This window comes from Paenibacillus sp. GCM10023252, assembly GCF_042653305.1.
GTDB lineage: Bacteria > Bacillota > Bacilli > Paenibacillales > Paenibacillaceae > Pristimantibacillus.
The window spans coordinates 17954-42717 of sequence record NZ_JBHSHW010000043.1; the positions used below are offsets into that span (position 1 = coordinate 17954).

The 24764-nt window shown below is 50.5% G+C and carries 19 protein-coding genes; 14 read left to right on the top strand and 5 right to left on the bottom strand.

Features of this window, described 5'->3' with window-relative positions:
- The first annotated feature begins 91 nt into the window (after window positions 1-91).
- From ACFO9Q_RS22205 to ACFO9Q_RS22235, 7 genes are all read left to right on the top strand, one after another.
- On the top strand, window positions 92-1777 hold the full coding sequence (locus tag ACFO9Q_RS22205; protein ID WP_379185760.1) for an extracellular solute-binding protein: 1686 nt from the start codon (window positions 92-94) through the stop codon (window positions 1775-1777).
- Window positions 1774-3519 carry a sensor histidine kinase gene (locus ACFO9Q_RS22210; protein ID WP_379185761.1) on the top strand — a complete coding sequence of 582 codons (1746 nt, stop codon included), beginning with the start codon at window positions 1774-1776 and terminating at the stop codon, window positions 3517-3519. The genes ACFO9Q_RS22205 and ACFO9Q_RS22210 overlap by 4 nt, the downstream gene beginning before the upstream one ends.
- Window positions 3512-5134 (top strand): response regulator, encoded by a 1623-nt coding sequence (locus ACFO9Q_RS22215; protein ID WP_379185762.1) that lies wholly within the window; start codon window positions 3512-3514, stop codon window positions 5132-5134. Before ACFO9Q_RS22210 ends, ACFO9Q_RS22215 begins: the two co-directional genes overlap by 8 nt.
- Window positions 5135-5325: 191 nt before the next feature.
- Entirely contained in the window at window positions 5326-7005 is a 1680-nt protein-coding gene (locus ACFO9Q_RS22220) for a hypothetical protein (protein WP_379185763.1), read from the top strand.
- Between the two features lie 100 nt (window positions 7006-7105).
- Window positions 7106-8008 (top strand): ABC transporter permease, encoded by a 903-nt coding sequence (locus ACFO9Q_RS22225; protein ID WP_379185764.1) that lies wholly within the window; start codon window positions 7106-7108, stop codon window positions 8006-8008.
- 11 nt (window positions 8009-8019) lie between these two features.
- Complete coding sequence (locus ACFO9Q_RS22230) at window positions 8020-8907, top strand: carbohydrate ABC transporter permease (protein ID WP_379185765.1); 888 nt, start codon at window positions 8020-8022, stop codon at window positions 8905-8907.
- A gap of 138 nt (window positions 8908-9045) precedes the next feature.
- Window positions 9046-13068, top strand: a complete 4023-nt coding sequence (locus ACFO9Q_RS22235) for a hypothetical protein (RefSeq protein WP_379185766.1) — start codon at window positions 9046-9048, stop codon at window positions 13066-13068.
- On the opposite strand, the gene ACFO9Q_RS22240 is transcribed toward ACFO9Q_RS22235, so the two are convergent.
- A complete protein-coding gene (locus ACFO9Q_RS22240) occupies window positions 13025-13978 on the bottom strand; it encodes a helix-turn-helix domain-containing protein (protein WP_379185767.1) in 954 nt (317 codons plus the stop codon). The two genes, ACFO9Q_RS22235 and ACFO9Q_RS22240, sit on opposite strands and share 44 nt — an antisense overlap.
- Window positions 13979-14114: 136 nt before the next feature.
- Here ACFO9Q_RS22240 and ACFO9Q_RS22245 point away from each other — a divergent pair, with 136 nt between their 5' ends.
- Complete coding sequence (locus ACFO9Q_RS22245; RefSeq protein ID WP_379185768.1) at window positions 14115-14897, top strand: phytanoyl-CoA dioxygenase family protein; 783 nt, start codon at window positions 14115-14117, stop codon at window positions 14895-14897.
- Between the two features lie 155 nt (window positions 14898-15052).
- Window positions 15053-16216: an SEC-C metal-binding domain-containing protein gene (locus ACFO9Q_RS22250; protein WP_379185769.1), complete on the top strand. Its 1164-nt coding sequence runs from the start codon at window positions 15053-15055 to the stop codon at window positions 16214-16216.
- A gap of 84 nt (window positions 16217-16300) precedes the next feature.
- Here ACFO9Q_RS22250 and ACFO9Q_RS22255 read toward each other — a convergent pair whose 3' ends face one another.
- Window positions 16301-17077 carry an alpha-E domain-containing protein gene (locus ACFO9Q_RS22255; RefSeq protein WP_379185770.1) on the bottom strand — a complete coding sequence of 259 codons (777 nt, stop codon included), beginning with the start codon at window positions 17075-17077 and terminating at the stop codon, window positions 16301-16303.
- A gap of 190 nt (window positions 17078-17267) precedes the next feature.
- Between ACFO9Q_RS22255 and ACFO9Q_RS22260 the strand changes: the two genes are divergently transcribed.
- The 5 genes from ACFO9Q_RS22260 (at window position 17268) to ACFO9Q_RS22280 (ending at window position 22414) form a co-directional block, all read left to right on the top strand.
- Complete coding sequence (locus ACFO9Q_RS22260; protein WP_379185874.1) at window positions 17268-18815, top strand: spore germination protein; 1548 nt, start codon at window positions 17268-17270, stop codon at window positions 18813-18815.
- Window positions 18812-19993 (top strand): Ger(x)C family spore germination protein, encoded by a 1182-nt coding sequence (locus tag ACFO9Q_RS22265; RefSeq protein WP_379185771.1) that lies wholly within the window; start codon window positions 18812-18814, stop codon window positions 19991-19993. The genes ACFO9Q_RS22260 and ACFO9Q_RS22265 overlap by 4 nt, the downstream gene beginning before the upstream one ends.
- An 11-nt stretch (window positions 19994-20004) precedes the next feature.
- Window positions 20005-20235, top strand: coding sequence for a hypothetical protein (locus tag ACFO9Q_RS22270; RefSeq protein WP_379185772.1), 231 nt, complete (start codon window positions 20005-20007; stop codon window positions 20233-20235).
- 13 nt (window positions 20236-20248) lie between these two features.
- Window positions 20249-21349, top strand: a complete 1101-nt coding sequence (locus ACFO9Q_RS22275; protein WP_379185773.1) for a GerAB/ArcD/ProY family transporter — start codon at window positions 20249-20251, stop codon at window positions 21347-21349.
- 72 nt (window positions 21350-21421) lie between these two features.
- On the top strand, window positions 21422-22414 hold the full coding sequence (locus tag ACFO9Q_RS22280; RefSeq protein ID WP_379185774.1) for a Gfo/Idh/MocA family protein: 993 nt from the start codon (window positions 21422-21424) through the stop codon (window positions 22412-22414).
- 3 nt (window positions 22415-22417) lie between these two features.
- Here ACFO9Q_RS22280 and ACFO9Q_RS22285 read toward each other — a convergent pair whose 3' ends face one another.
- From ACFO9Q_RS22285 to ACFO9Q_RS22295, 3 genes are all read right to left on the bottom strand, one after another.
- Window positions 22418-23368 (bottom strand): L-lactate dehydrogenase, encoded by a 951-nt coding sequence (locus ACFO9Q_RS22285; protein ID WP_379185775.1) that lies wholly within the window; start codon window positions 23366-23368, stop codon window positions 22418-22420.
- A 133-nt stretch (window positions 23369-23501) separates the two neighbouring features.
- Window positions 23502-23951 (bottom strand): threonine/serine exporter family protein, encoded by a 450-nt coding sequence (locus ACFO9Q_RS22290; RefSeq protein WP_379185776.1) that lies wholly within the window; start codon window positions 23949-23951, stop codon window positions 23502-23504.
- A gap of 12 nt (window positions 23952-23963) precedes the next feature.
- Window positions 23964-24713 (bottom strand): threonine/serine exporter family protein, encoded by a 750-nt coding sequence (locus ACFO9Q_RS22295; protein WP_379185777.1) that lies wholly within the window; start codon window positions 24711-24713, stop codon window positions 23964-23966.
- Window positions 24714-24764 lie beyond the last annotated feature (51 nt).

Here is a 24764-nt window from a genome sequence, read left to right on the forward strand (position 1 = left end):
GCTGCTATGCTATAATATAGCTAGATTAATAGCCTGCCGAAGTGCACATGCACAGGCAGGCTGTCTCTATACTAGGGCAGGGAGGTCCGCTATGGTTGTAAGCTGGAGGAGAATGAGCAGAGCAGGATTAATAGCAGCCATGATGGTCGTATTCATAGCGTGCGATCAGTCTGTAAGCAGACCAGCTCCAAGCGGTGAAGACCCACTCAGAGTGACTGTTGACGGTCCAATCAGTCCATACGAAGAGACGGTGCAGCTGTCCGTATGGAGCGGTGTGAATGACATTATGAAGTTCTTGCCTGGGGAGAGTATTGATGATAATCTTCATACTCGCTATATGAAGAAGAAGCTTAATATCGAATTCATCAACAAGTGGGTAGCAGATGGAAGCAAGATCGGAGAGAAGGTTAATCTGGATATTGCCAGCAACAGTCTGCCAGATGCAACCCAAGTCAACCTAGAGCAGCTGTCTCGTATGATGAAGAACGACCAGCTGGAAGATCTGACGGATGTATGGAGCAAGTATGCGACAGACGGGCTTAAGCTGAATATGAGCTTCCAAGACAATGAAGCGTTCAAGCCTGTGACGAAGAACGGCAGAATCTATGGCATTCCACTTCCTTATGATATGGGCAATTCCATTGCGATGATGTATGTAAGAGCGGATTGGCTGGCTGAGCTTGGCCTTGCTGTCCCTAAGACGATGTCTGAGCTTGATGCGGTTGTTAGGGCCTTCACCAAGGATGACCCAGATCGTAACGGTAAGCATGATACGTACGGGGTTGCGTTCGAGCAAGGGGATTCGAGCGGCGGGGCAGGGGGCCTGCCAGGAGGGATGGCCTTCGATGCAATTGCAGCAGGCTATGGCGTATATCCTGGCTTATGGGTTAACCATGCAGACGGAAGACTCTCCTATGATTCTGTTAATCCTAAGATGATAGACGTACTTACTATGCTTCAGCAATGGTATCAGATGGGAGCGATTGATCCTGAGTTCGCGGTTAAGGACTTGTCCCGCATAGGGAAGGACGTCCAGCAGGGCAAGCTTGGCTTAGTCTTCGGCCCCTTCCACTACCCGCTATGGCCGCTTAAGGGAGCTCTTGAGCAGAATCCGAATGCGGACTGGATTGTGGCGCCAATTCCAACTGTCGATGGAAGAGAACCCAAGCCTAAAGCGCTTCCATTCGTAGGCAATTGGGTCGTTGTACGCAAGGGGTATGAGCATCCTGAAGCTCTGGTCAAGGCAATGAATGTGACCTACATGATGCAAGCAGGAATAGGTGAACCCGGACAGTTCTGGGAGAACGCTGGCAAGAGCATCTACCGGGATGCTTCCGCTCATCTGTACATGAAGCCTTATACATTCGACTCACCGATCCGCAACTTGGCAATTGGCAAGCAGATTCAAGAGGCAATCGATAAGTCCGATGAGCGTGTGTTAACGATGCAAGCCGCTAAGCAGGTGTATGATAACAATATTCAATCAGAGGACCGCTTAACAAGCTGGGCCTTCAAGAAGGTATTCTATGATGCCGAACGGGTGCTGGCGGAGTACAACAATTATCAATATTCCGCCTTCTTCGATGCTCCTACCCCGCTGATGCAAGCGAAGGGAACCGCATTATTCAAGATGGAATACGAGTCCTTCACACAACTAATCATGGGGGCTCCATTAAGCAGCTTCAAGGAATTCGCAGACAAGTGGGAGCGGCTAGGAGGACTTGCGATTGCTCAAGAGGTCAATAAGTGGGCTGCAAGCAAGGAGGAGAACCGTTGAGCTGGCTGCTGTCACCGCTGAGGATGCGGGTATTCCGCAAGGTATTCATTGGCTTCCTAGTCGTCTTGCTGCCCTTAACGGCCATTAATTCAGCCGTGCTATGGATCTCCAGCCATGCTATGGCCTCACAGGCTCAAGCCTCGACCCATTCCAAGCTGCAGTTCTTCATGGATTACTTGCAGGAGGAGCTGCGCAATGTCAATCAGATGCTCGTTGCTCTAAGCAATGATCCTGATCTTCCATCGGCGTATCTGTATCAGGAGGGAGTGTTCGATTACGAGCTCGTCCATCTCTCTGCGCAGATACAGTCCAAGATGAAGATTGTGCTCTACTCCAGTGATTATGTGTCAGATGTGTTCTTAATTCTGCCAGAGATTAGAGAGCAGCTGTCTGCAGGAGAGGGGCTTCGTGAGCTGTCAGACTCACTAAGCAAGGTGCTGAGTCGGCATACCGAGCAAGGTAACCAGATTGCCCGGTATATTGATGACCAGACGATCACCTACTCTACGTCCGTAACCGACGGAAGCGGGGATAATATCCTCTATGTGCTTGGCACAGAGATCTCACAGCAGCGAATCATTGAAGCGATGAATCGATTCAATGAGAACAATCAATACCATGTGTTCCTAGTCGATGACCATACCGGCAAGATTATAAGCAATGGGACTTCGGTAACAAGAGACAAGTACATGTACGAACGAATGGTACAGAGTGACAGCACGGGAGTCATCTCCTTCGATCATACGAATTATTTGGTTCAGAGGTCGACGGATGAGAACTTCACCCTAATCTCCTACGTATCGGAACGTGATGTCATTGCACCGGTATTCAATATGAGGAATGTATTCCTGCTTCTCGTCACTTCACTTGTGCTGTTCTCTATTATCTATTCTCGTATTGTCTACAATCAGATTCATAAGCCGCTGCATCGTCTGGTGCAGACGATGAGGGAGGTGGAGATCGGCAATATGAACGTCTCGCTCCAGATTCATAAGGAAGATGAATTCGGTTATGTCTACAAGCAATTCAACAAGATGATTGATCAGCTCCGAAGTCTCATCCAAGAAGTGCTGGAGAGCAAGATTCAGACTCAGCAAGCCCAGCTTAAGCAGCTGCAGTCTCAGATTAATCCTCACTTCCTGTTCAACTGCTTCTATATTGGCTATCGAATGGCCAAGGCCGGGGAGAGCGAGAATGTAGCCAGACTATGCAAGTATCTGGGTGACTACTTCCGCTTCGTGACGCAGCAGGCTCCGCATGAAGTTATGCTTAGAGATGAGCTGAAGTATACGGTTACCTATCTGGAGATTCAGAAGATGCGCTTCACTGATCGACTCAGCTATACGCTGAATGTGGATCCCGAGCTGGAGCTTGTTGCCGTTCCTGGTCTCATACTTCAGCCATTAGTGGAGAATGCGCTGCTACATGGCATTGAGCGTGTAGACCGTCCGGGACATATCGTTATAGAAGTTAGACAAGAGAATGGGATACTGATCATTGAGGTTGAGGACAATGGCTCTGGCATGGACAGTACCGATCTCATGGCATTAAGCGGGCAATTGGACAAGCCTACGAACGTATCGGACAACTGCGGACTATGGAATGTTCATTGGAGATTGAAGCATCGATATGGTCAGCAATGGGGACTTGTCTTGCAGAATAGAGTGCCTGAAGGCTTCAGCGCTTGTATTACGCTGCCGCTTGTACATCCTTCACAGCAGGAGGTCGATCAGATTGTATAGACTGTTACTTGTAGATGATGAGCCGCCTATTGCCGAGGGGCTGGCTGAGGTCATTGAGCTTGCAGGCCTGCCGCTCAAGGAGATCAAGTTCTTCTTCTCAGCGAGGAAGGCGCTGGAGGAGTTCCAGAAGGAGCCGTTCGACCTAATTATTGCAGATATTCGCATGCCGGAGATGACAGGACTTGAATTCATTGAGCAGGCTAAGCAGCAGTATCCACTAGTTAAGGTAATCTTCTTAACAGGATTCTCCGACTTCCAGTATGCGCGGAGAGCTCTCCAGTTAGGTGCCGCTAACTACCTGCTTAAGCCTGCGGATGATGAAGAACTGCTGGATAATGTGAGAGAGGCCATTCAGCAGCTGGATCAGCATTATGAGTCAATGCTTGCGCTGGAAGGTGCTAGGAAGCAGGCGAAGGAAGCACTCCCAGTCATGCAAGCGGAGTTGTTCCGCCAGATGCTGCAGGAGGGGGAGCTGACGTCGAACTGGCGCCGCGAGAAGTTCGCCCAGCATGATATCGCACTCGATCCAGAGAAGGGCGTTCAGACCTTGATCGTAAGGGTAGATGATTACGGGCGGAAGTTCGATCGGGGCGATCTCCTGCTCATCCAGTTCGCTGTGCAGAATATGGTCCAGGAGCTGCTTGATTATAAGTACTCGTTCTTCCCGTTCAGCTATGAAGAACAATCCTTCGTCTATCTCATTCAATCGGAGCCAGCAGAACCGGATGATGGCCAGTCGGCTAAGCTGTTCATGAAGGAGAGGCTGTCAAGTGCGCAGCAGACGCTGGAGCGTGTGCTTGGCGTCTCGCTGTCCATTGCCATTGGACCAGACCCTGTGCCTTGGGAGCAGTGGGCGGCGACGTTCCGATTCCTGCAGAGCAGCTTGAGGCTGAATCAGAATGCCAATGTACTCGTTGTTCCGTACGAAGGCATGGAGAGCCGATCTGTTCAGTATGGGCCCCTTAATGAGCTGTTAAGTGAAGTGACCGCTGCACTTCAAACCCGAAGTGAGCCTCGCTTCCTTGCTTGTCTAGACCGAGCATTCGGCGGCAAGGAATCAGCCAAGCTTGTAAGTCCAGAGGAGAGTGTGCTTGGCTACCTTGGCATCACTCATGCGATAACGAATCTGCTGGTGCTGTATAACCTTATTGCAAGCCTAGACTCGATTACGCTGGAGAAGTTAAGCCACTTCTCCAGCCACAGAGACATGTATGAGCGCAAGCAGTTCCTGCTGCAGCTATTCCATCTGATCACAAGACAGATGAACCGGATCAGGGAGAATCCGTCCGAGATACTTATTGAACAAGTGAAGCGCTATATTGAAGAGCATATGGGAGAGGACTTGTCTCTGAACGTATTAGCTAAGCTCAAGTTCGTAAGCCCATCTTATCTGTCTCGTCTGTTCCATCAATTAACGGGTGAGCAGTTGACAGCCTATATTACAAGGGTCAGAATAACAGAGGCTAAGCAGCTTCTCGTCGACCCTAGATACCGCATTCAGGACATCGCGGATAAGCTCGGCTATCAGAGCGCGAACTACTTCTCGAAGGTATTCCGCAAGGCAGTAGGCATCTCTCCGCAGGATTATCGTACGTCCTCCCTGTCTAGCATGTAATATTTTTCTCTCCCATAAGAGGCTGCACAAATCGTCCTGCCGACGGTTTTGCAGCCTTTTTCCTTGCAAACTCTACTAAGAGGACAAAATCGTGCATGAACGTAAAGACTTTCTTCTACAACGCCGATGCTCACTCCATTACGATAAGGATACAGCAATCATTCAGCGTTATATAGAGAGGATGAACGTGTATGAAGAAGTCTTATCGTTCCATGCTTCTGTTGATGGTCATCATCATTGTGGCCTTCACAGCAGCGTGTGGCAACAATGCAGGAAACAAGAATAACGGGGTTACAGAGAGTCCTAGTCCGACTGAAGAGGCAGGAGAAAATACACCTGCAGAGGAAGCGGTGAATCCGTTCAAGTTCACGGAGCCGGTTGATGTTGTATTCGCCAAAAACATATTCGACATCAAGGTCTATCCAGAAGGTGAAGATCCGCAAAATAATGCGGTGTACAAAATGATGAAGGATATCATTAACATTAACGCAACCAATAAGTTCGCGGTTCCTTATGAAAACTACAAGCAGCGCATTAAACTGGGGATTGCTTCGAATGATCTGCCGGATGTCTTCTTCGCCGATCAAGCGGATCTTGAAGAGCTGATGAAGAACGATATGCTGCTCGACTTGAAGCCAATCTATGAGAAGTATGCGACAGAGAATCTGAAGAAGATTATGGGCTATGGCGACAATATTCTGTTCAAGGGAGCGCAAAAGGGTGACGCCATCTATGGTATGCCTAGTGTATCTGATGCTCTGAACGGCTCACCGGCGCTATACCTGAACAAGAAGTGGATGGAGAAGCTTGGTGCTTCGACTCCAACGACTATGGAGCAGGTGCTTGAGCTCGCTGTTCGTATGACGAAGGAAGACCCAGACGGTAACGGCAAGGCAGATACGTACGGACTGTCGATGAATAACCAGCTTGATCTTCGATATACCGCAATCATGAACGCTTACGGTGTGTATCCGAAGATCTACACGAAGGATGCGGATGGCAAGCTGACCTACGGAAGCTTGAATCCGAATATGAAGCAAGGTCTTGCTAAGCTTGCAGAATTATATCAAGCTAATGTATTCGACAAGGAATTCGTCACCAAGGACATGGGCAAGTCAGCAGAGCTCGTATCCAAAGGTGCAGTAGGTATATTCATGGGCGAGTTCTTCTCCCCGCTCTGGCCGCTGCAGGATGCTGTGAAGAACGTAGCTGGTACTGACTATGTCGGTATCCCTGTACCAGGCCTCGGCGGTGCGGAATACAAGCCATTCGTACCGATTAATGCGAGCGGATTCTTCGTAGTTCGCAAGGACTTCAAGCATCCAGAGGCACTCATTCTGCTCTTGAACAATCTTGCAGAGACAGCCTACAACAATCTGGATAATGAGTGGGCTAAGGCATGGATGGCACTGAGCAAGGATCCGAAGTATGCGAATGCAAGTATTAACAACTGGCTGCCAGCGTTCCTGGATCGCCCAGATGCGAACATGAATCGCTATACGTTGTTCAAGACGGCTCTAGATACGAAGGATGATACGCAGATGCCTGCGGATCAGAAGGTAACCTTCGATAATGTGAAGAAGGGTCTCGAGGGTGATGCAGCGAATTGGCCTTGGGCAAGAACCTTCCTTGAAGGTGTTCCTAGTGCGAGCAGCTACAAGACGGTCATTCGCGACGAATGGGTTGGCAGTCCAACAGAGACTGGCAAGCTGAAGGGTGCAAGCTTGAAGAAGCTTGAAGATGAGATGGTTATGAAAATCATTACTGGCGCTGAGCCGGTTGATTACTTCGATAAGTTCGTCAAGCAATTCCTCGAGCAGGGCGGTCAGCAAATTCTAGATGAGATGAATGCTGCTCTTGCCGCAAAATAACGCAGTAGTGTAATCAGAGAAAAGGCGACGCGTGATCCACCGCTGCGCGGCGCCTTCTCTCATTTCTTAAGCGAAGGCGGTGATTCGGGTGAAGGCACCTATGACAGGTAAACGGCTGTCCACGCAGCAATGGCAGCTTCATACGCTTATTTTTCCAGGCATGCTGCTCCTATTCCTCTTCTCCTATCTCCCGCTCTATGGCATCTTAATTGCCTTCAAGGACTTCTCTCCAGTGAAGGGAATATGGGACTCCGCTTGGGTCGGACTGAAATACTTTAACTTCATGATGGAGCTGCCCGATGTGTGGCAGGTGACGAAGAATACCCTTGTAATAGCTGGCTTGAAGATTCTAATTGGCTTCCCCATCCCCATTATATTCGCTCTCTTGCTTAACGAAGTCGGCCGTACATGGTTCAAAAAAAGTGTGCAAACGATCATCTATCTGCCTAACTTTCTATCCTGGGTCATCCTTGCCGGCTTAATGCTGGATGTATTCGCCCTGCAAGGCGGCATCGTTAATCAATTCCTTAGTCTATTCGGAATAGAGCCATTCTACTTCTTGGGGGATAATCGATCCTTCCCGTGGCTCATGGTTGCAACGGATATATGGAAAAACTTCGGCTGGGGCACTGTAATCTATATGGCTGCTCTAACGAGTGTGGACCCTTCGTTATACGAATCAGCTGTGATCGACGGCGCTAATCGCTGGAAGCAGACTTGGTATGTAACCCTTCCAAGCATCATGCCTATCGTTATGCTTACCGCTGTACTGAGCTTAGGGGGAATCCTGAACGCTGGATTCGAGCAAATCTTCAACTTGTATAATCCGCTGGTTATGAAGTCTGGCGATATTATAGATACGTATATCTACCGGGTCGCGTTCAATGATGCGAATTGGAGTCTGAGCACGATGGTGGGGCTCGTCAAGTCCCTTGTCAATAGTGTACTTATCATCGCGGGGTATTGGCTTGCGTACAAATGGACCAATTACCGCGTGTTCTAGGGGGATGCCAAATGAATCACAATCGATTAACACAGACGACCGGCATGCGCGTGTTCGCCATCATCAACTACACGATGCTGCTGCTGGCTGCATTCATCTGCTTGCTTCCTCTGGTCAATGTGCTTGCCGTATCTCTCAGCAGCAGCAACGCCGCTAATGCGAACTTGGTAAAGCTCTGGCCGGTAGACTTCACTATTAACTCCTATCGCATGATCTTCGGTCGACCGGAAGTGCACACGGCCTTCTGGATCAGTATTCAGAGAACGGTGCTAGGGGTGCTGATTAACAATATTCTGACCGTCATGATGGCCTATCCGCTTGCCAAGAGCACCAAGGTGTTCAAGGGGCGTAACGCGTATATGTATTCGCTGATCTTCGTCATGCTCTTCAATGGCGGATTGGTGCCTACTTACATTGTTGTGAAGGAGCTTCATCTGGTTGACACGATCTGGGCGCTTGTTCTGCCTGGTGCTGTACCGATCTTCAGCATCATACTCATGATGAACTTCCTTCGGCAGCTGCCCGGTGAGATTGAGGAGGCTGCCTTCATGGATGGAGCCTCCTACTTCACCAGCTTGCTGCGAGTCATCGTTCCGCTCTCCATGCCGGTCATTGCAACGGTTACGCTCTTCCACTTCGTCGGCCACTGGAATGACTGGTTCGCGGCACTCCTCTACATGAACAATATGGATGACTATCCACTCCAGACGATGCTGCAGGCCGTGCTTAAGGGCAATGATATCAAGACGCTGGATGACGCGAAGCTATTCGCAGATGTATCTGACCGCACGCTTAAGAGTGCTCAAATATTCGTAACGACTCTTCCCATACTTGTACTCTATCCGTTCCTTCAGAAGTACTTTGCCCAAGGTATCGTATTAGGTTCGGTGAAGGGGTAGCAGCAGGGAAGCTGCCGACTAACACTGATCATCTTATGAAGATGGTCAGTTTTTTGTATCGAGAGGGGGGATGCAGCCGGAGAGGGGCGAATGGCAGTAGACTGGAAGTCAACCATACTTGAGGAGAGTGAGAATTAGGTGAAAAAGAAAGTGACGAGCTTGATCATTATCAGCTTAATTATGAGTGCGCTTACAAATGGTTCAGCATGGGCGGGTACATTTGACGAGAATTATTACATTCTGTATAACGCCTCTCCAACACCGCCATACAGCAGAATTGTAGAAGAGTATGGAACGATCGTAGATTCCTTGCCGCAAACCAATTATGTGAAGTCAGGCGTCAGTGTTCAGAGTACTTATCTTAGCCTTGACACCTACTCTCACCAACAGAACTACAACTGGGATTCCAATAACCTGGACGAGCAGTTAGCCTTCGCCGATGCACGCAATGTTCCCGTACTCGTCCAGCTCAATGCAGGAGGATGGGCTGGCGATGTCGGACTGATGCATGCTCTCGCAGATGATACAAGGACAACGATGTGGGATACGAACAACTGGGATATGTATCGCAGTATCGATCAACACAACTATATGTCCTATTCTCGGAAGAATATGAAGCACTATGCCTTCAAAAAGCGGAATCTCCAGCAGATCGGCCGCAGAATTGCGGAATGGAGAGTGAAGCATCCGGATCAGCTGGTAGGGGTCAGCTTAGACTCCGAGGATTGGCAATATGTATGGGACGGCACACGTTATTCAGACTACAGCCCCTTCTCCATCCAAGAATGGAAGGAGTGGCTGACCGGCACGGGGATGTATGATCCTGTTAACGGAGCCTATAAGGGTGAAGCACGCAGCCCTGTATTCACTTCCCTTGCACAGTTCAACAGCGCGATGGGAACCAGCTTCGCTTCCTGGGCTGCTGTAGACCCCCCGCGTGTGCGCAGCGATGGGAATCCGTTCTGGGAGGAATGGTCCAGGTGGCGTACTATGCTGCTGAAGCATCATCTTCAGGATCTGACGAACTGGCTCATTGAGGCAGGACTTCCAGCTAATCGTATCTATACCCACCAGAATCATGTCACTTCAGGATCGGAAGGCTACTACCTGACCTCATCCATCCTCACGACAGCAGATACGAATCCTGGAGCGCTGGGCATCACGCTCTATGAGGGTGCTACCAAGGATTCTGATTATATGAAGCAGATACTGGGATACAACAAGAATTGGGGCGCCCCTGAATACAATCCGCTGAACAAGACGAATAAGGCAGACAACTACAATAGTCTGGTTGCTACTTATGAGGGAGGGGCAAGGTACATCTCTCCTCTGAGCTGGAACGATCCTGCTACCTCGCCTTATGAGATTAAGAATACAGCCTTCGAGGAGGCGCTGTACGACTTCGCTGCTAATTATGGCAATCAGCGAAGACCGGCAAGGTTCGATATAGAGAGCCCGGGAGCATTAGTCTATGATCTCTTCACGAACTTCAGCAGCGCTGTAACCTCCAACACACCTTCTGCTTCAGCCGGGACACAGACGGTGGGAGGCGTATCGAAGAATGGCCTATTCCTGCATGCCCCGAATACAGGAGATGCGCAGGCCGTCTATTCGAATGTCGTTCTCCCTGCAGTGACAGGGGGCCAGAGGCTGAACCTCGCCCTATACTCCGGCTTAGCAGATGGTGCCGATGGATCAGATGGCTATGCAGTGAAGGTCAAGGTGAACAGTACCGTGGTATTCAACGGTGATTATTCACAGCCGCATTACAGCAGATGGCACCGGTGGGAGCCGGCGATGATTGATCTAACCGCCTATGCCGGACAGACGGTATCCATCACTCTGGCGTCTAACAAGGGCAAGGCAACTTCCAATTATGACTGGGTAGTGCTGGGTACTCCGGCGATCTACTTAGGAACCCCTGACTACACTGCTCCAGCTCAAGTAACAGGTGCAGCAGCAAGCACGGTAGGAAGCAAGCGCATTCAGCTCAGCTGGAATGCATCCAGCGCTCCAGATACAGCCGAATACAAGATCTACCGCAGCACGACATCAGGCTTCACGCCTTCAGCGGCGACTCTCGTGGCCTTCTCTAGTAAGCCTTCTTATCAAGACAGTGGTATGAACCCTTCGACCAGCTACTATTACAAGATAACAGCAGTCGATGATTCGGGTAACGAAGGGACACCATCGAGCCAGGTAACGGCCGCGACTGCTGCCAGCAGTGCAACAGCGCCCGCACAGCTGACAGGTGCGTCTGCTGTGCTCGACAGCTCCAAGGATTACATTACTCTCTCATGGAATGCATCATCCGCAACCAACCTTATGAACTACCGCATCTATAGGAGCACGAAGTCAAGCTTCCCTATAGAAGAGTCTTATGCGATTGCTTCTATCCCTGGAGGCGGGTCAACGACGTTCAAGGATGAGATGATATTCGACAATAAGACTTATTACTACCAGATCACCGCCTGCAACACGAATGACGTATGTTCCGTGCCTTCGGCAACCGTATCGGTTGCTGCGCCTGGGAATACCATCCCATGGTCGTTCAATACAAGCGGCAACTATGAGGGCTGGGCTATGGCCAATGACGTCACGAGTACGAGTGTGAGCGGCGGCAACCTCTCCTTCACCATAAGCGGTGTGGACCCTTACATTACCTCACCCGCTAACTTAGGGATTAGAGGGAAGAGGAGCCATGTCGTTAAGGTAGTGATGAGGAACAACTCGCCAGCAACTTCAGCTCAGTTATTCTGGACAACGGCGCAGAATCCTTCATACAGCGTATCTCAAATGGCTAACATTCCGATTATCGCGAGTGATACTTCGTCCCGTACGTATTGGTTCGATGTGGGCAATATGATTCAATTCACAGGAGTCATTAATCAGCTCCGCTTAGATATTAACGGTTCCTCTGGCTCCGTTAATATTGATTCTATCGAGATTCTGGATGGATCGGAGTATCTGCCTTGGGAATTCAATCAGAATGGCAGCTATGAAGGATGGACCGCAGCCAGTCAGATCGATAGCTCGAGCGTGACAGGAGGCAGCTTAGTGCTAGGGTTCACGAATCGAACAGCTCCTTACCTCCAATCGCCTGATCTGTTAGCGGTTCAAGCGAAGCCTAGGCAAGCGGTTAAGATGGTCATGAAGAATCAGACCAGTGCCTTCCAGGCGAAGCTGCAATGGATTACGGATTCGGATACATCGTGGAACGATGCGAAGAGCGTACAGATCGCCATCAATCCTAGCGATGCTGCGTTCACGGAATATACCTTCCCTGTAGGAGCAAGCGCAGCTTGGAGCGGCACAGTGAAGCAGCTCAGGCTGTCACCGTACTCTACGGATGGAGCCACTGCCTTCTCAGGAACCATCGAGATCGACAGAATATCAATGGGAGGCAGCTTGCCGTTGAATAATGTCATCCCATTCGCGAAGCCGGGGAACAACAAGGTAGAGCTCTACTGGGCACAGAATCGTCAGGATACCGGGGCGAATGTGCTGCGAAGCACGAGCTATAACGGTCTATACACGAAGATTACCGACAAGCCGGTGAGCATGCATTACACCGATACGACAGCGGTCAACGGCCAGACTTATTACTATAAGCTGCAATACACGAACTGGCTTGGCAATGGGCTTGTCTCACGGCCAACAGGAGCCATCGTGCCGGCTGCCGGAACGATTACGCAGCGAGAGAGCAGCTTCATACAGTACAAGGATGGAGTTGGCGGCTGGTACTATCAATCCTATAATGGCTCTGCTTATACGCCAATGACTTACGTTCATGACCAGTCCTACAACGACTCCTGGTCTGGCGGCGGAGCTAAGATTAGCCGTGTGTCTCAGAATCCGGCCGTTGGAGCCGATGCCGTACTCAAGTGGGTAGCTCCTGTCACGGGTACCATCTCGATCTATGGACGGCCAGAGTATGTAGGAAGCAATCGCACACTGGGTGATGGAGCAGATCTGCGCATTATGAAGAACAGTACGCAGCTCTGGTCAGCTACCGTAACCCCGGCTAGTTATGCAACCGAAGCGGCTAATCACTCGTTAACCATCTCAGTCACACAAGGGGATGCGATCTACTTCCATGTCAATGCGAAGGCGAATGCTACTCAGGATTCCGTCTGGTGGAATCCGCAGATTGTCTACTAACAGATGAAGAAGGCTGCGCCAGCCCCTGCTGGAGGCGCCGATACTCCTTGGGTGTAAGCCCCTTATGCTTAAGGAACACCTTGTTGAAAAAACTGATATCCCGAAACCCAGACTCATAACCAACTGCCATGATCTTCATATTAGATTGCTCCAGCAGCTTGCAGGCATATTGGATCTGCAGGGTGTGCTTATAATCCACAAAGCTGAGGCCAGTAGATTCCTTGAACTTAGCAGTGAAGGAAGATAGGCTCATCCCGCTGATCTTGCATAGCTGCTGGAGGGTCATAGGCTCCTTGAAGCTTCTCTGCACATAATGAGTAATGAAGGGCAGCCATTCTTGGGCAGGAACCCGCCTCTGCCGAGCGCTCTCGTTCTCCTGATGATATCGACTCAGGAGTACGAAGCACTCGATGAGGCGGGTTTTTATAATAAGCTGATAGCCTTCCCTTCTGCTCTTGAACTCCTCTTCAATCGTCTGAAGGTGATCCAGAATAATAGGCTGCTGGCTCTCATGAAGCTGACAGTAGGGGATGAAGGAAGCCTTGTTGCGCAGGAAAGGCAAGAGGTAGAAGAATTCAACGAAGGAAGGCATTCTCTGCAGCACACGAAGCTCTTCCTTGAGCAAGCTTAGATCGATGAGCACGTTATAGACGGTGGTCTTATCCGAGTCAGATCCTCTGTAGCTATGGGAAGCATGCGGCTCCAGCACGAATACATCACCAGAGGTGATATGGTAGTGATGGCCTTCCATCTCATGGGCAGCCTTCCCGCTAATGACATAGACCAGCTCAATGAATTCATGGGAATGTGACGGAATAACCTCTCCCTGTTGAATGGTATAGCGTTGAATGTTGAATGGAAACTGCTCATCGTCGAAAAAATGGCTTTTCAAAAAGAGATTGTTCGTCATATGCATTCTCCTATTCTGCAATCCCCGATAGCAGATCACCTTAGAATAATCGCAGATTATCCAAGAACTTCATTATGATTATAGCTTACAGTTAGGGAGAAGAACATTCTATTCCATTCAAGGAGAGATAACGAATATGCTGGATGAGAAGATTGTACTAGAGCAGGAGAAAATTGATTACTACCGTGAAAATGGATTCGTCCAGATTGATGGGATATTGTCACCAGATGAGGTGAATGAGCTAAGAGAGCACCTGGCTGAAGTGATGGGGGCTGACCAAGGCCATTCTGTATCTACGGATAAGCAGGGCGGTGCGTACTACAACGTACTGAATCAGCGGGTGAATACGTGGAGGGATCATGGAGGAATGGCCAGATTCGTCATGTCTCGGAGATTGGCAGATGCTGCCAAACAACTTGCAGGCTTTCCCAATACGAGGCTGTTCCATGATCATGCGCTGTTCAAGATGCCGCATGATTCCAAGCCTACTCCCTGGCATCAGGACCTGCCTTATTGGCCCATGAACGAGAGGGGAGCTATGTCGATCTGGATTGCTCTTGATGATGTGGATGAGCATAACGGATGTATGATGTTCATCCCTAAGTCCCAGCGCATTCGCAACTTGAAGCATGTAGACCTCATACAGCCTCATGATATCTTCTCCGAGGAGGGGGCTGCCGAAGCGGACCGCAATAAGGCGGTTATCGTTAGGATGAAGGCAGGCAGCTGCACCTTCCATGACGGGCTAACCTTCCACTATGCCCATGCGAACAATTCCGATCGTCCCCGCCGTGCGCTCGCTATTATCTATATGGCTGATGGAACTACCTACAGTGGAGCTGGTCATGTGTGTACGGACAATACGGGGCACCAATCTGGAGATCCGCTCAAGGGAGGCTTGTTCCCTAAGCTGACATGAGTCTATACATCTCCGCAAGTTGACGATACTGTGCTTGTACGGTAAGGTAGAACAATAGAATTAAGTACCCGTCCATTACCCACCGCGCCATGCTTGGCGTACTCTGGTGGGTTTATTATTGTTGTCACGGTATCGATGCAGGAGGATTAGAATTCATGAATGAAGCAATGGAAGTTATCAATAAGCAAGAGCTGCGCAGGCAGCAGAAGCTATGGGGATCGATTGACGTTCCGCTTAAGCTGCCCCATGCCCTGAGCAGGCTGACGAGGGACGAGCTCCTTGATCTCAGCAGAAGGCTGAACATAGATAAGGTTAGCAGCTTGAAGAAGCAGGAGCTGATTGCGGCCCTATCAGAGAGAATGCCTGGCGCGCTGGAGAAGCACCTCAGCAAGGTGACGCAGGATGTATTCGGTCCGATGCTGCAAGTCGTGAGAATGGACGGTCAGGCCTCTCCGGATAAGCTTGACGAGTGGAGAGCAGAGAGCATGCGCAGCCTTGGTCTCATCTATTCAGGAACGGTGAACGGCAAGAGGATGCTCATCATGCCTGTTGAACTTCTTGCAGTCTGCAGGAACCCTGCTCTACCCTCTTCCCTCCGTTCCGTCCTAGCACGGAATACGGAATGGATGAAGCTGACGAGCGGATTGCTGTTCTATTATGGCATGTTGTCTATTGAGGACATGATTCGTAGAGTAGGGCAGCTGGAGAGCAGCGGCCTATTCCATCCACAAGCCTATATGGAAGTGCTGGAGGAGTATGTGAGGAACGGGTACGACCTATATTATGGTGAAGGCGCGGTATACCATCGTTCACTTGTCGATGTGGAAGGGCTGGAGCAGGAGCTGAAGCTTAGGTCTAACGTCAATTATTATCCTTACACGAAGGAACAGCTGCTTAAGGCCGGCGATTCCGAGTTCGTAGACCGCAACCCCGTCTACCATGCCTTCGTCTCGTTATTGGTAGGGGAGTTCAAGCTGTCCAGGGAGGATGCTGAACTGCTCAGCTCCGAGAGCGCCGCAGCTATACGGCGCGGGCATTCTATGCAGGAGATCATTGATTACCTGCAGCAGGAAGTACAGTGGAATTCCTATGAGGCACTGAACCGGTTAATGACCGTGCTCGTACCTCTCATGAACCAGACGAAGCAATGGTGCTTGAAGGGCTATTCCTCTAGTGAACTGTCCGCCAAGCTGGCGAAGCCGGCTCCGCTCATGCAGAGCAGCACGGTTGCAGATATCAGTGAAGCCAGACCGAAGGTGGGCCGGAATGACCCATGCCCGTGCGGGAGCGGGAAGAAGTACAAGAAGTGCTGTGGGTAACGAGGGGTAAGGTTACCTCCTCTACCTCCAATAACCTCGGCTTAGCATGCTGCCAGCATGCGGCCGAGGTTCATAGAGATCTGGTTAAGCTTGAGCCCGCTCCTCTTGAATGAATGCTCTCCCTAGCTGGTTGCCAAGCTCGAAGCAAGCGGAGTAGGCACCTTCAAGCAGCTCATCTTCACCCATTGACTGCAACCTGCTGAGAATAACGGCAGGCTCCGGCGAGAGTCGGAAGTCCATGACTCCGCCCAACTCGGTCAGATGCTTGTCCAGTTCCGTAAGTGCATAATGGACGGTTCGAGGGAAGCTGACATGGGTAAGCAGGAATGCAGTAATCTCGCCGAAGGCTAAGTTGTCGGAGCTGTGTCTCCGATAAGCTTCATAAGCTCCAATCGAACGGAGCAGCATCACCATGCCATTATTACTCTCAGCTGGGAACCTGGATCGTGTGCTGCGAATGAGCTGTAACGTGTTCGCAGCTCTCTCCATAGACCGACCGGCCTGGATGAAGTGGTACTCTTGATCGCGAGGCATCCCCGAATCAACAGCTCCTCCCCACAGAAGCAGCCCTTCCCTTACCCGGCGATAGAATAGATGGGGAGAACGAGACAACATAGGGTTGCTCTCCTGCTCCTTCACATAGAGATACAGCTCATTGGCCAGCTCCCACAGTTCATTCGGCAGCAGCTGCCGCAGTACGCGGATGTTATGCCGTGCGTTGCCGATACAGGAGTAGATATGTTCACGGCTGCTTACTCCCTCCGTAATCTCCTCACTTAAGTCGAGCCATCTGGAGTGACTCTCGGCTCTCTCCATATAACGGCCAATCCAATACAGCTTCTCTGCATTTCTTCGTATCATCGGCATCCACCTCTCTAGATAATGGCATGGCAACAGGGGCAGGTGGAATTAGTATATACCGGCTCCCGTGTGAATGTATGTCGAATAAGCGCGGCAGGCCTTACATTTTTGTCGGTATGATTTACCATTCTCCTGCACAACCTATAACCGGCAAGCCCTGCCAGCTAACGAGGAAGACGAGGTGGAGAAGATGCGTGGCGATGGATGGTTCAGATTGAAGAGAAAATCACCTAAACAAAAGAAAAAAACCTATGAACCTTCTGCCGATCCGAACTACCCAAGCTTCTCAGATAAGCTAAAGGACAATGAGAAGGCCATTCGCAAGCTTCTTGGTGACAGTACCGACTTCATCACTCGAGAGCTTATGATCTCTTGGGGGGAGGAGCGCAACCATCCAATCCTATTACTGTACCTGGACGGGATGGCGGACAGCCGGGCCATTCAGAACGATATTCTGCCCTCCCTCATGGACCGGCAGCCATCCTCAGATTGGCCCCGAGGAGATGTGCTTGGCGCGATACAGAGTATTCTAACAGTCAGTGACATGTGTAGAGTGGAGCTGTCCAAGGAGGCTGTCTCAGCTGTTCTTCAGGGTGGGCTGCTAATCTTGACGGAAGCCTCTACAGATGCGTTAAGCATTGCACTTCCGGGCTGGCAGGATCGCGGGGTAAGCGAGACGCAGACTCAGACAGTCGTGCGCGGACCGCAGGAGGCGTTCAATGAGAATCTCCGTACCAACACTACTCTAATTAGGCGTAAGATTCATGATCCAAGGCTGTGGATGGTAACCAGAACAGTCGGAAATGTGACCAAAACCAATGTAGCGATTATGTATATGAACGGAATTGCCACAGATGAGGACGTCAATCAGGTGCTTCAACGTATTGATCAAATCGATATTGACAGTGTGTTCGACGGGGAGTACATTGAGGAATTTCTTCAGACGAAGCAGAAGACGCTATTCCCAACCGTATACAATACAGAGCGTCCGGATACAGTCGCTTCCGGCCTGGTAGAAGGGCGGATTGCCATATTGGTTGAAGGAACCCCTTTCGTCCTGCTCGTACCGGCTCTGTTCATAGACTTCATTCAGTCAGCGGAGGACTATTATCAGTCATATATTTTCGGAACCCTAATTAGATCAGTCCGACTGTTGGCACTAGTAATTGCCTTGCTGGCACCATCCATCTATGTGGCGCTAACAACCTTCCATCAGGAGATGATTCCCACTCAGCTGTTGTTCAGCCTTGCCGCGCAGCGAGAAGGCATTCCCTTCCCTGCCTTCATAGAAGCTCTACTCATGGAAGTAACGTTCGAGATTCTGCGAGAAGCTGGCATCCGAATGCCTCGCTCTATCGGTCAGGCCGTCTCTATCGTAGGTACGATTGTGATCGGACAAGCAGCTGTTGAAGCTGGCATTGTATCCGCGGGAATGGTTATTATTGTAGCCATTACAGCTATATCCAGCTTCGTCATTCCATCTTACAATATGGCGATTGCCATCCGAATTATCCGGTTCGTTCTAATGATTCTAGCTGCAACATTCGGACTGTACGGCATTATGACGGGCTGTCTTGTATTGGTTATTCATCTTAGCGGACTGCGCTCCTTGGGCATCCCTTATATGAGTCCGCTAGGTCCCTATCAGGCTAATAAGCTATCAGATTCGGTGTTCCGGCTGCCTGAGAGGTTAATGAATAAGGGTGATCGCGTAGGAAGCAGGAGGGGCTTGAGATGAGGATATGGCGCAGGGGACTCATCAGTCTAGTCCTTCTGACAATGGTTAGCGGATGCTGGAGTGCCAAGGAGCTTAATACACTTGGCATCGTCGTTGCCATGGGAATCGACAAGGCTTCGAATGGCAGGTATCTCGTTACCTTTCAGGTGGTTGACCCGTCTCAGATGAGTGTGCAGAAGACGCAGAATCGGTCCCCGGTATTTCTATACAAGCAGGAGGCCCAGACGATCTTCGAAGCTGTGCGTAAGGTAACGACCAAGTCCTCCAGACGACTCTATGGGGCTCATATTCAAATTGTGGTTCTAGGGGAGTCGTTGGCGAGAGATGGAATATCGCAGCCAATGGATATCTTGTTCAGAGACTTCGAGGTGAGGCCGAATGTTTATATAGCCGTAGCGAAGCGTAAGAGGGCTGAGGATATCGTTGCGTTGGTGACCCCCTTCGAGATTATTCCAGCCATTGATATGGCTAAGTCGCTGGAGGTGTCGGAGAAGGCATGGGCACCATCGGTAGCGACAACAGTGCTTGAGCTCATGCAGATGCTCCAGAGCCATACCAGACAGCCAGTCATTACAGGGATTGCCTTGATAGGCAATATCCAAGGGGGTATGTCCATGAAAAACGTGGAAAACCCGTTGTCGGAGGCAGAATACCAGTACCAGGGACTAGCTGTATTTCGCAAAGACCGGCTCATAGGATGGCTGAATGAGACGGAGAGCAAGGCCTACAGTTACCTGACAAATAGGGTAAAGAATACGGTGGGAAAAGTAAGCTGTCCGAATGGAGGTCTGTTCGCAGTTAAGATTAACCAAGCAGCAGCGAGCTTGAAGCCTAGCCTAAGAAACGGTAAGCCGGTCATGGACGTCAGTATGGTGATTAAAGGTGATATTGGAGAAGTGCAATGTCAGGTTGACCTGACGAAGGAAAAAACCATTTTGGTAATGCAGAGATCGGCGGAGAAGCAGCTTCATAACATCGTGAATCAGGGCATTACAACGATGCAAAATAAATATAAAGTAGACAATCTAGGATTTGGAGAAGCTTTTCACCGAAAGTACCCCCTGTACTGGAATTCGCATAAGGATGAATGGGATGAATTGTTCAGCAAAATGGATGTGAATCTGGAGTTTAAAGTGAAACTGAGAACGTTAGGCAAGATTAACAATCCAATTAACTAGAGGGAGCGGCTATGCTGGCTTATATCATTGTGGGTATTACCGTTGCGTTCTACGTGTGGGAGATTCGTGAGAGTTACGATGCTTCTCGAAAAAAAGATCTCGTCATTGGATCGATAATCTTGCTAACAGCTATTGTGATCGGTGAGCTTGTTAATCAATCTATCGCCGTTCCTAACCCCTTGGATGGGATTACTTATGTATTCGGACCGGTATCGAAGATGCTGGATAACATGCTGAAGTAGAGGAGGCTCCTTCGTGAATCACTATATAAGCGAGAGACAAGCCGTCATCTGGTTCACGATGTATTATGTCGGCAGTTCTATCTTAATCATTCCCTCTACGCTGGCTTCAGTGGCTAAGCAGGATGCCAGTCTATCTGCCTTGCTTGCCCTTGGTCTGAATCTGGCCATACTGCCGATGCTGGTACTAATTGGGAAGCGAATGCAAGGCAAGAGTGTAGCCTTCTATATGGGTAAGCTGATCGGCAAGTGGCCCTCCAAGGTGCTGCTCCTGCTGTTCCTTGCAGGCTTTCCCTTTCTCATCTTCGCACTGACACTCAAAAATTTAGGGGATTTCCTTACCAGCTACATTATTCCGGATACCCCTATTGCCGCTGTTCATATCGTTTTTTTGGCTGCGGTTATCTATGGGGTCAGACAGGGAGTTGAAGGACTTGGCCGAGCTGCTGAGATTTTGATGCCATTCGCCGTCGTCATGTTCCTGTTTCTCATCTTATCGCTGATGCCTGAATTTCACCTATACAATCTAGAGCCTTTTTTAGAATTTGGAGTTAAGCCGATTATTAGGGCAGCCGTCCCTTTCTGGGCCTTCCCATTTATGGAGCCTATTCTGTTCTTATTTCTCATTCCGAGTCTAGCCCCATCCGCAAGCTTGAAGAATGTATTTGTGAAGAGCTCCCTCATTACAGGAATCACAATCTTTGTCGTGACCTTAATAACCATTGGCCTGATGGGGGCATCCCTGACGACTAACCTAACATACTCTACTTATTTCATATCCAAGACGATTGGTATTGTGGAGTTCTTCGAGAGAATTGAAGTGGTCATCGCTCTTGTATGGTTCATCACCATCTACTTCCGGCTGGCTCTGCTCTTCCATGTCTGCTGTCAAGGGATGGCGGATGTGCTGGGGCTGAAGGATTTCCGGCTGCTGCTCATTCCAATCGGAGCCTTATCTCTGCCGACAGCTAATATTCTACTGCCTAATGCAACCTACCTATATGAATTCATCGGGGTATGGCCTTCCTATGCGATGCTATTCGGTATTGTCGTGCCTCTAGGGATGCTTGCCGCCCATTATGTTCGCAGCCGGATGTCGGGCCAAGCTGGCGGATAGGAGCAACGCCCACTGGTCCTATGCTATGATGGGTGGATGAGGGTTCAATCTTAATCTACTGGGGGCCATAAGATGAAGTTCGGAATTATCGGTACGAATAAAATAACAGATCTGTTCATAGAAGCAGGCAGACAGCATGAGGAGTTCGAGCTGACGAGCGTCTACTCGAGGACAGAGGAACGAGCTAAGGATTATGCGGAGAAGCATGGCATTCCACATCGCTATACAGACTTAGGCGCGATGCTGGAGAGTGCGGATGTAGATGCTGTCTACATCGCCAGCCCGAACTTCCTGCATGCGGAGCAAGCCATTCGTTGTATGGAGCATGGCAAGCATGTGCTGTGCGAGAAGCCGCTCGCCTCGAATGCAGCCGAGGTTAGAAGAATGGTTGAAGCTTCGCGCGCGAATAAGGTCGTCCTCATGGAAGCGCTCAAGACGACTCTGCTGCCTAACTTCGCAGCAGTGCAGCAGAACTTGCATAAGCTTGGTCCGATTCGCCGATTGTTCGCAAGCTATTGTCAATATTCATCAAGATATGATGCCTATAAGGAAGGTACCGTGCTGAACGCATTCAATCCGGAGTACTCCAATGGATCTCTGATGGATATCGGGGTGTACTGTGTCTATCCAGCTGTCGTCCTGTTCGGTAAGCCGCAATCAGTGAAGGCAGCGGGGGTCATGCTGGAGTCAGGAGTAGACGGGGAGGGCAGCCTGCTGCTGCAATACGAGTCGATGGATGCGGTCCTCATGCATTCCAAGATTACGAATTCGAATCTGCCGTCAGAGATTCAAGGCGAGCATGGGAACATGATTATTCATCAGCTAAGTGTTGCCGCCAAGGTAGAGATTCAGTACCGGGATGGAAGAGTCGAAGATCTATCACAGCCGCAGCAAGAGAATACGATGGTGTACGAGGTTGAGGAGTTCATACGGGTCGCGAAGAGCGGAAGACTGGAGTCCGATGTGAACTCCCATGCCGATTCGCTTGCTGCTATGTCCATTATGGATGAAGCGCGCAGACAACTGGGGCTGGTGTATCCTGCGGATCAAGGTAGCCAGCCTTGAGAATTATAGGTTCAATCGCTTAATTGCACTCCGTATCATTCCGCTGGAGTAGAGGAATTGCTCCTGCTCACGCTCGCTGAGATTCAGCTCCACAATCTCTCGAATGCCGGAGCGGGTAATAATGCCTGGAACACCGAGACACAGATCCTGCTGCCCATATTCCCCATCCAGTATGGCAGATACAGCAATGATTCGATGATCATCATTAAGGATCGACCTGGTAATATGGGCCAGTGCATTGCCGATACCATAGTGGGTGTGCCCGATCCGGTTGTAGATCTCCCAGCCGGCATTCTTCGTCTGCAGCGCAATCTCATCCAGCTTCATATGGCCGAATCGGCCGGGATGCTGAGCGATAATGTCCAGGATCGGCTTGCCGCCAATCGTCACATGAGACCAAGCGGGGAACTGAGATTCGCCATGCTCTCCCAGAACGTAGCCTTGCACGCTGCGCGGATCAACAGGTAAGTATTCCGACAGCAGCGTCTTCAGTCTGGAGGAGTCGATAGACGTGCCTGTTCCGAGCACTTGACCTCGGGGCAGGCCGGACAGCTTCCACACCATATACGTGACCAGATCTACGGGATTGGCTGCAGCGAGGAACAGGCCGCTGAAGCCGCTGGCCATAATCTGGCTGATCATCGGCTTATGAATCTCAGCCGCACTGTCCGCCATATCGAGGCGATGCTGTCCAGGCTTCGGATGAGCTCCTGCGCATAGAATTACGATATCCGCATCGCGGCAATCGGTGTAGCTGCCTGGATAGATCTTCGTCCTGGAATGAACGAAGTCCATGCAATGGGACAAGTCCAGCGCTTCGGCATAGGCTCGGTCTGGTGTTCGGCTGATGAGCATAATCTCATCGCATATCGATTGATTGAGCAGGGAATACGCACAGCTAGCCCCTACATGACCAACTCCGACGATGGCAACCTTACGCGCTCTGCTCCCCATATAACCATCCCCTCATGCACTTGATATACTTCTAGTATATGGTGCTCCACATCAATCATGTGACGATGAGGGGAACTTCGTGTCAGTCTATGTGCGATGAATAGAGAGAGACAGCCTCTCGCGAGAGAGGCTGTTAGCGATGGGCTGAGCTCTTCGGCCGAGCTGCTGCCTTGCGCAGCAGCTGGTTCAGCACCTCCGATAGGACGAGTCCCGTCGCGATCGAGCCGGAGATGAGGAAGGCAGCTGCGGCGAGCTGAATGGCAGTGTTGTAGTCGTTCTCTACGAACTTCCTCATGGCATCATAGGCCAGCCCTCCTGGAACAAGGGGGAGGATGCCGGATACGCTGTAGATGATGACCGGGTTCTTGTTAATTCTCGCCAGCACCAGGGAGATGACGCCGACGAGGAAGGTGGCAGCGAGTGTGGACAAGACCATGTTGAAGCGCTGATCGAACAGAATATACATGAGCCACCCCATCATGCCGGCGAACCCGCATTGCAGGAGGGACTTCTTAGGCGCATTGAAGATAAGGCCGAACGCAGCGGTGGCGATGAAGCTAGTAACGAGCTGTTCAATTAACATAGGGAGCCCTCCTCAGAATAGGGTGAAAACAAGCGCAATACCCGTACCGATCGCGAACGCCGTCAGGAACGCATCCGCCCCGCGGGACAGTCCCGATACCAAGTGTCCCGCCATGAGGTCGCGGACAGCGTTCGTAATGAGCAAGCCGGGGACGAGCGGCATGACGGAGGCAATAATAATCTTGTCCACTTCCGCACCAAGCTGCAGGGAATGGAATAGGAAGGCGAGCATCCCGATGAGAAAAGCGGCAGAGAGCTCAGAGAAAAACTTGACCTCTACAAGCCTGTGGGAAAAGAGGAAGCTGGAGAAGCCCAGCCCGCCGCATACAAAAGCAGGCAGAGCGTCGTTCCAGCCTCCGCCGAACATAATAAGGAAGCTGCCGCTGGCAACCGCGGCAGCCACAATATGAAGCCAGACCGGGAAGGCATGCTTCGCAAGCTCAATCTCTTGCAGCTGCTGGCGTGCCTCACTCGGACTAATCTGCCCGCTCACCAAGCTGCGGGATATGCTATTGACGGATGTCACCTTCTGCAGGTCGGTCGTTCGCTCCTTGATGCGAATCAGCTTAGCCGGCTCTGCACCGTCTACCGAGAAGATAATGCCTGTAGGTGTCACATAGCTATGGGAGTTCGGCAGCCCAAGCGCGGCTGCCATCCGGCTCATCGTATCCTCCACGCGGTAAGTCTCCGCCCCGCTCTGCAGCATGACCTTACCTGCCAGCAGGCATAATTCAATGGATTCATACGCTCTAGGATCGTTCATCGTCATGCTGTCCTCTCATCTCTGTCATTGCTGCTCTGTCTCTATTATAAT

Bases quoted from the DNA above. Each gene is read 5' to 3' on its own strand.
- ACFO9Q_RS22260 (WP_379185874.1), top strand. From the start codon at position 17,268: ATGCGTGGCGATGGATGGTTCAGATTGAAGAGAAAATCACCTAAACAA.
- ACFO9Q_RS22290 (WP_379185776.1), bottom strand. From the start codon at position 23,951: ATGTTAATTGAACAGCTCGTTACTAGCTTCATCGCCACCGCTGCGTTC.
- ACFO9Q_RS22285 (WP_379185775.1), bottom strand. From the start codon at position 23,368: ATGGGGAGCAGAGCGCGTAAGGTTGCCATCGTCGGAGTTGGTCATGTA.
- ACFO9Q_RS22270 (WP_379185772.1), top strand. From the start codon at position 20,005: ATGCTGGCTTATATCATTGTGGGTATTACCGTTGCGTTCTACGTGTGG.
- ACFO9Q_RS22240 (WP_379185767.1), bottom strand. From the start codon at position 13,978: ATGACGAACAATCTCTTTTTGAAAAGCCATTTTTTCGACGATGAGCAG.
- ACFO9Q_RS22230 (WP_379185765.1), top strand. From the start codon at position 8,020: ATGAATCACAATCGATTAACACAGACGACCGGCATGCGCGTGTTCGCC.
- ACFO9Q_RS22225 (WP_379185764.1), top strand. From the start codon at position 7,106: ATGACAGGTAAACGGCTGTCCACGCAGCAATGGCAGCTTCATACGCTT.
- ACFO9Q_RS22205 (WP_379185760.1), top strand. From the start codon at position 92: ATGGTTGTAAGCTGGAGGAGAATGAGCAGAGCAGGATTAATAGCAGCC.
- ACFO9Q_RS22295 (WP_379185777.1), bottom strand. From the start codon at position 24,713: ATGAACGATCCTAGAGCGTATGAATCCATTGAATTATGCCTGCTGGCA.
- ACFO9Q_RS22250 (WP_379185769.1), top strand. From the start codon at position 15,053: ATGAATGAAGCAATGGAAGTTATCAATAAGCAAGAGCTGCGCAGGCAG.
- ACFO9Q_RS22220 (WP_379185763.1), top strand. From the start codon at position 5,326: ATGAAGAAGTCTTATCGTTCCATGCTTCTGTTGATGGTCATCATCATT.
- ACFO9Q_RS22255 (WP_379185770.1), bottom strand. From the start codon at position 17,077: ATGATACGAAGAAATGCAGAGAAGCTGTATTGGATTGGCCGTTATATG.
- ACFO9Q_RS22265 (WP_379185771.1), top strand. From the start codon at position 18,812: ATGAGGATATGGCGCAGGGGACTCATCAGTCTAGTCCTTCTGACAATG.
- ACFO9Q_RS22245 (WP_379185768.1), top strand. From the start codon at position 14,115: ATGCTGGATGAGAAGATTGTACTAGAGCAGGAGAAAATTGATTACTAC.
- ACFO9Q_RS22280 (WP_379185774.1), top strand. From the start codon at position 21,422: ATGAAGTTCGGAATTATCGGTACGAATAAAATAACAGATCTGTTCATA.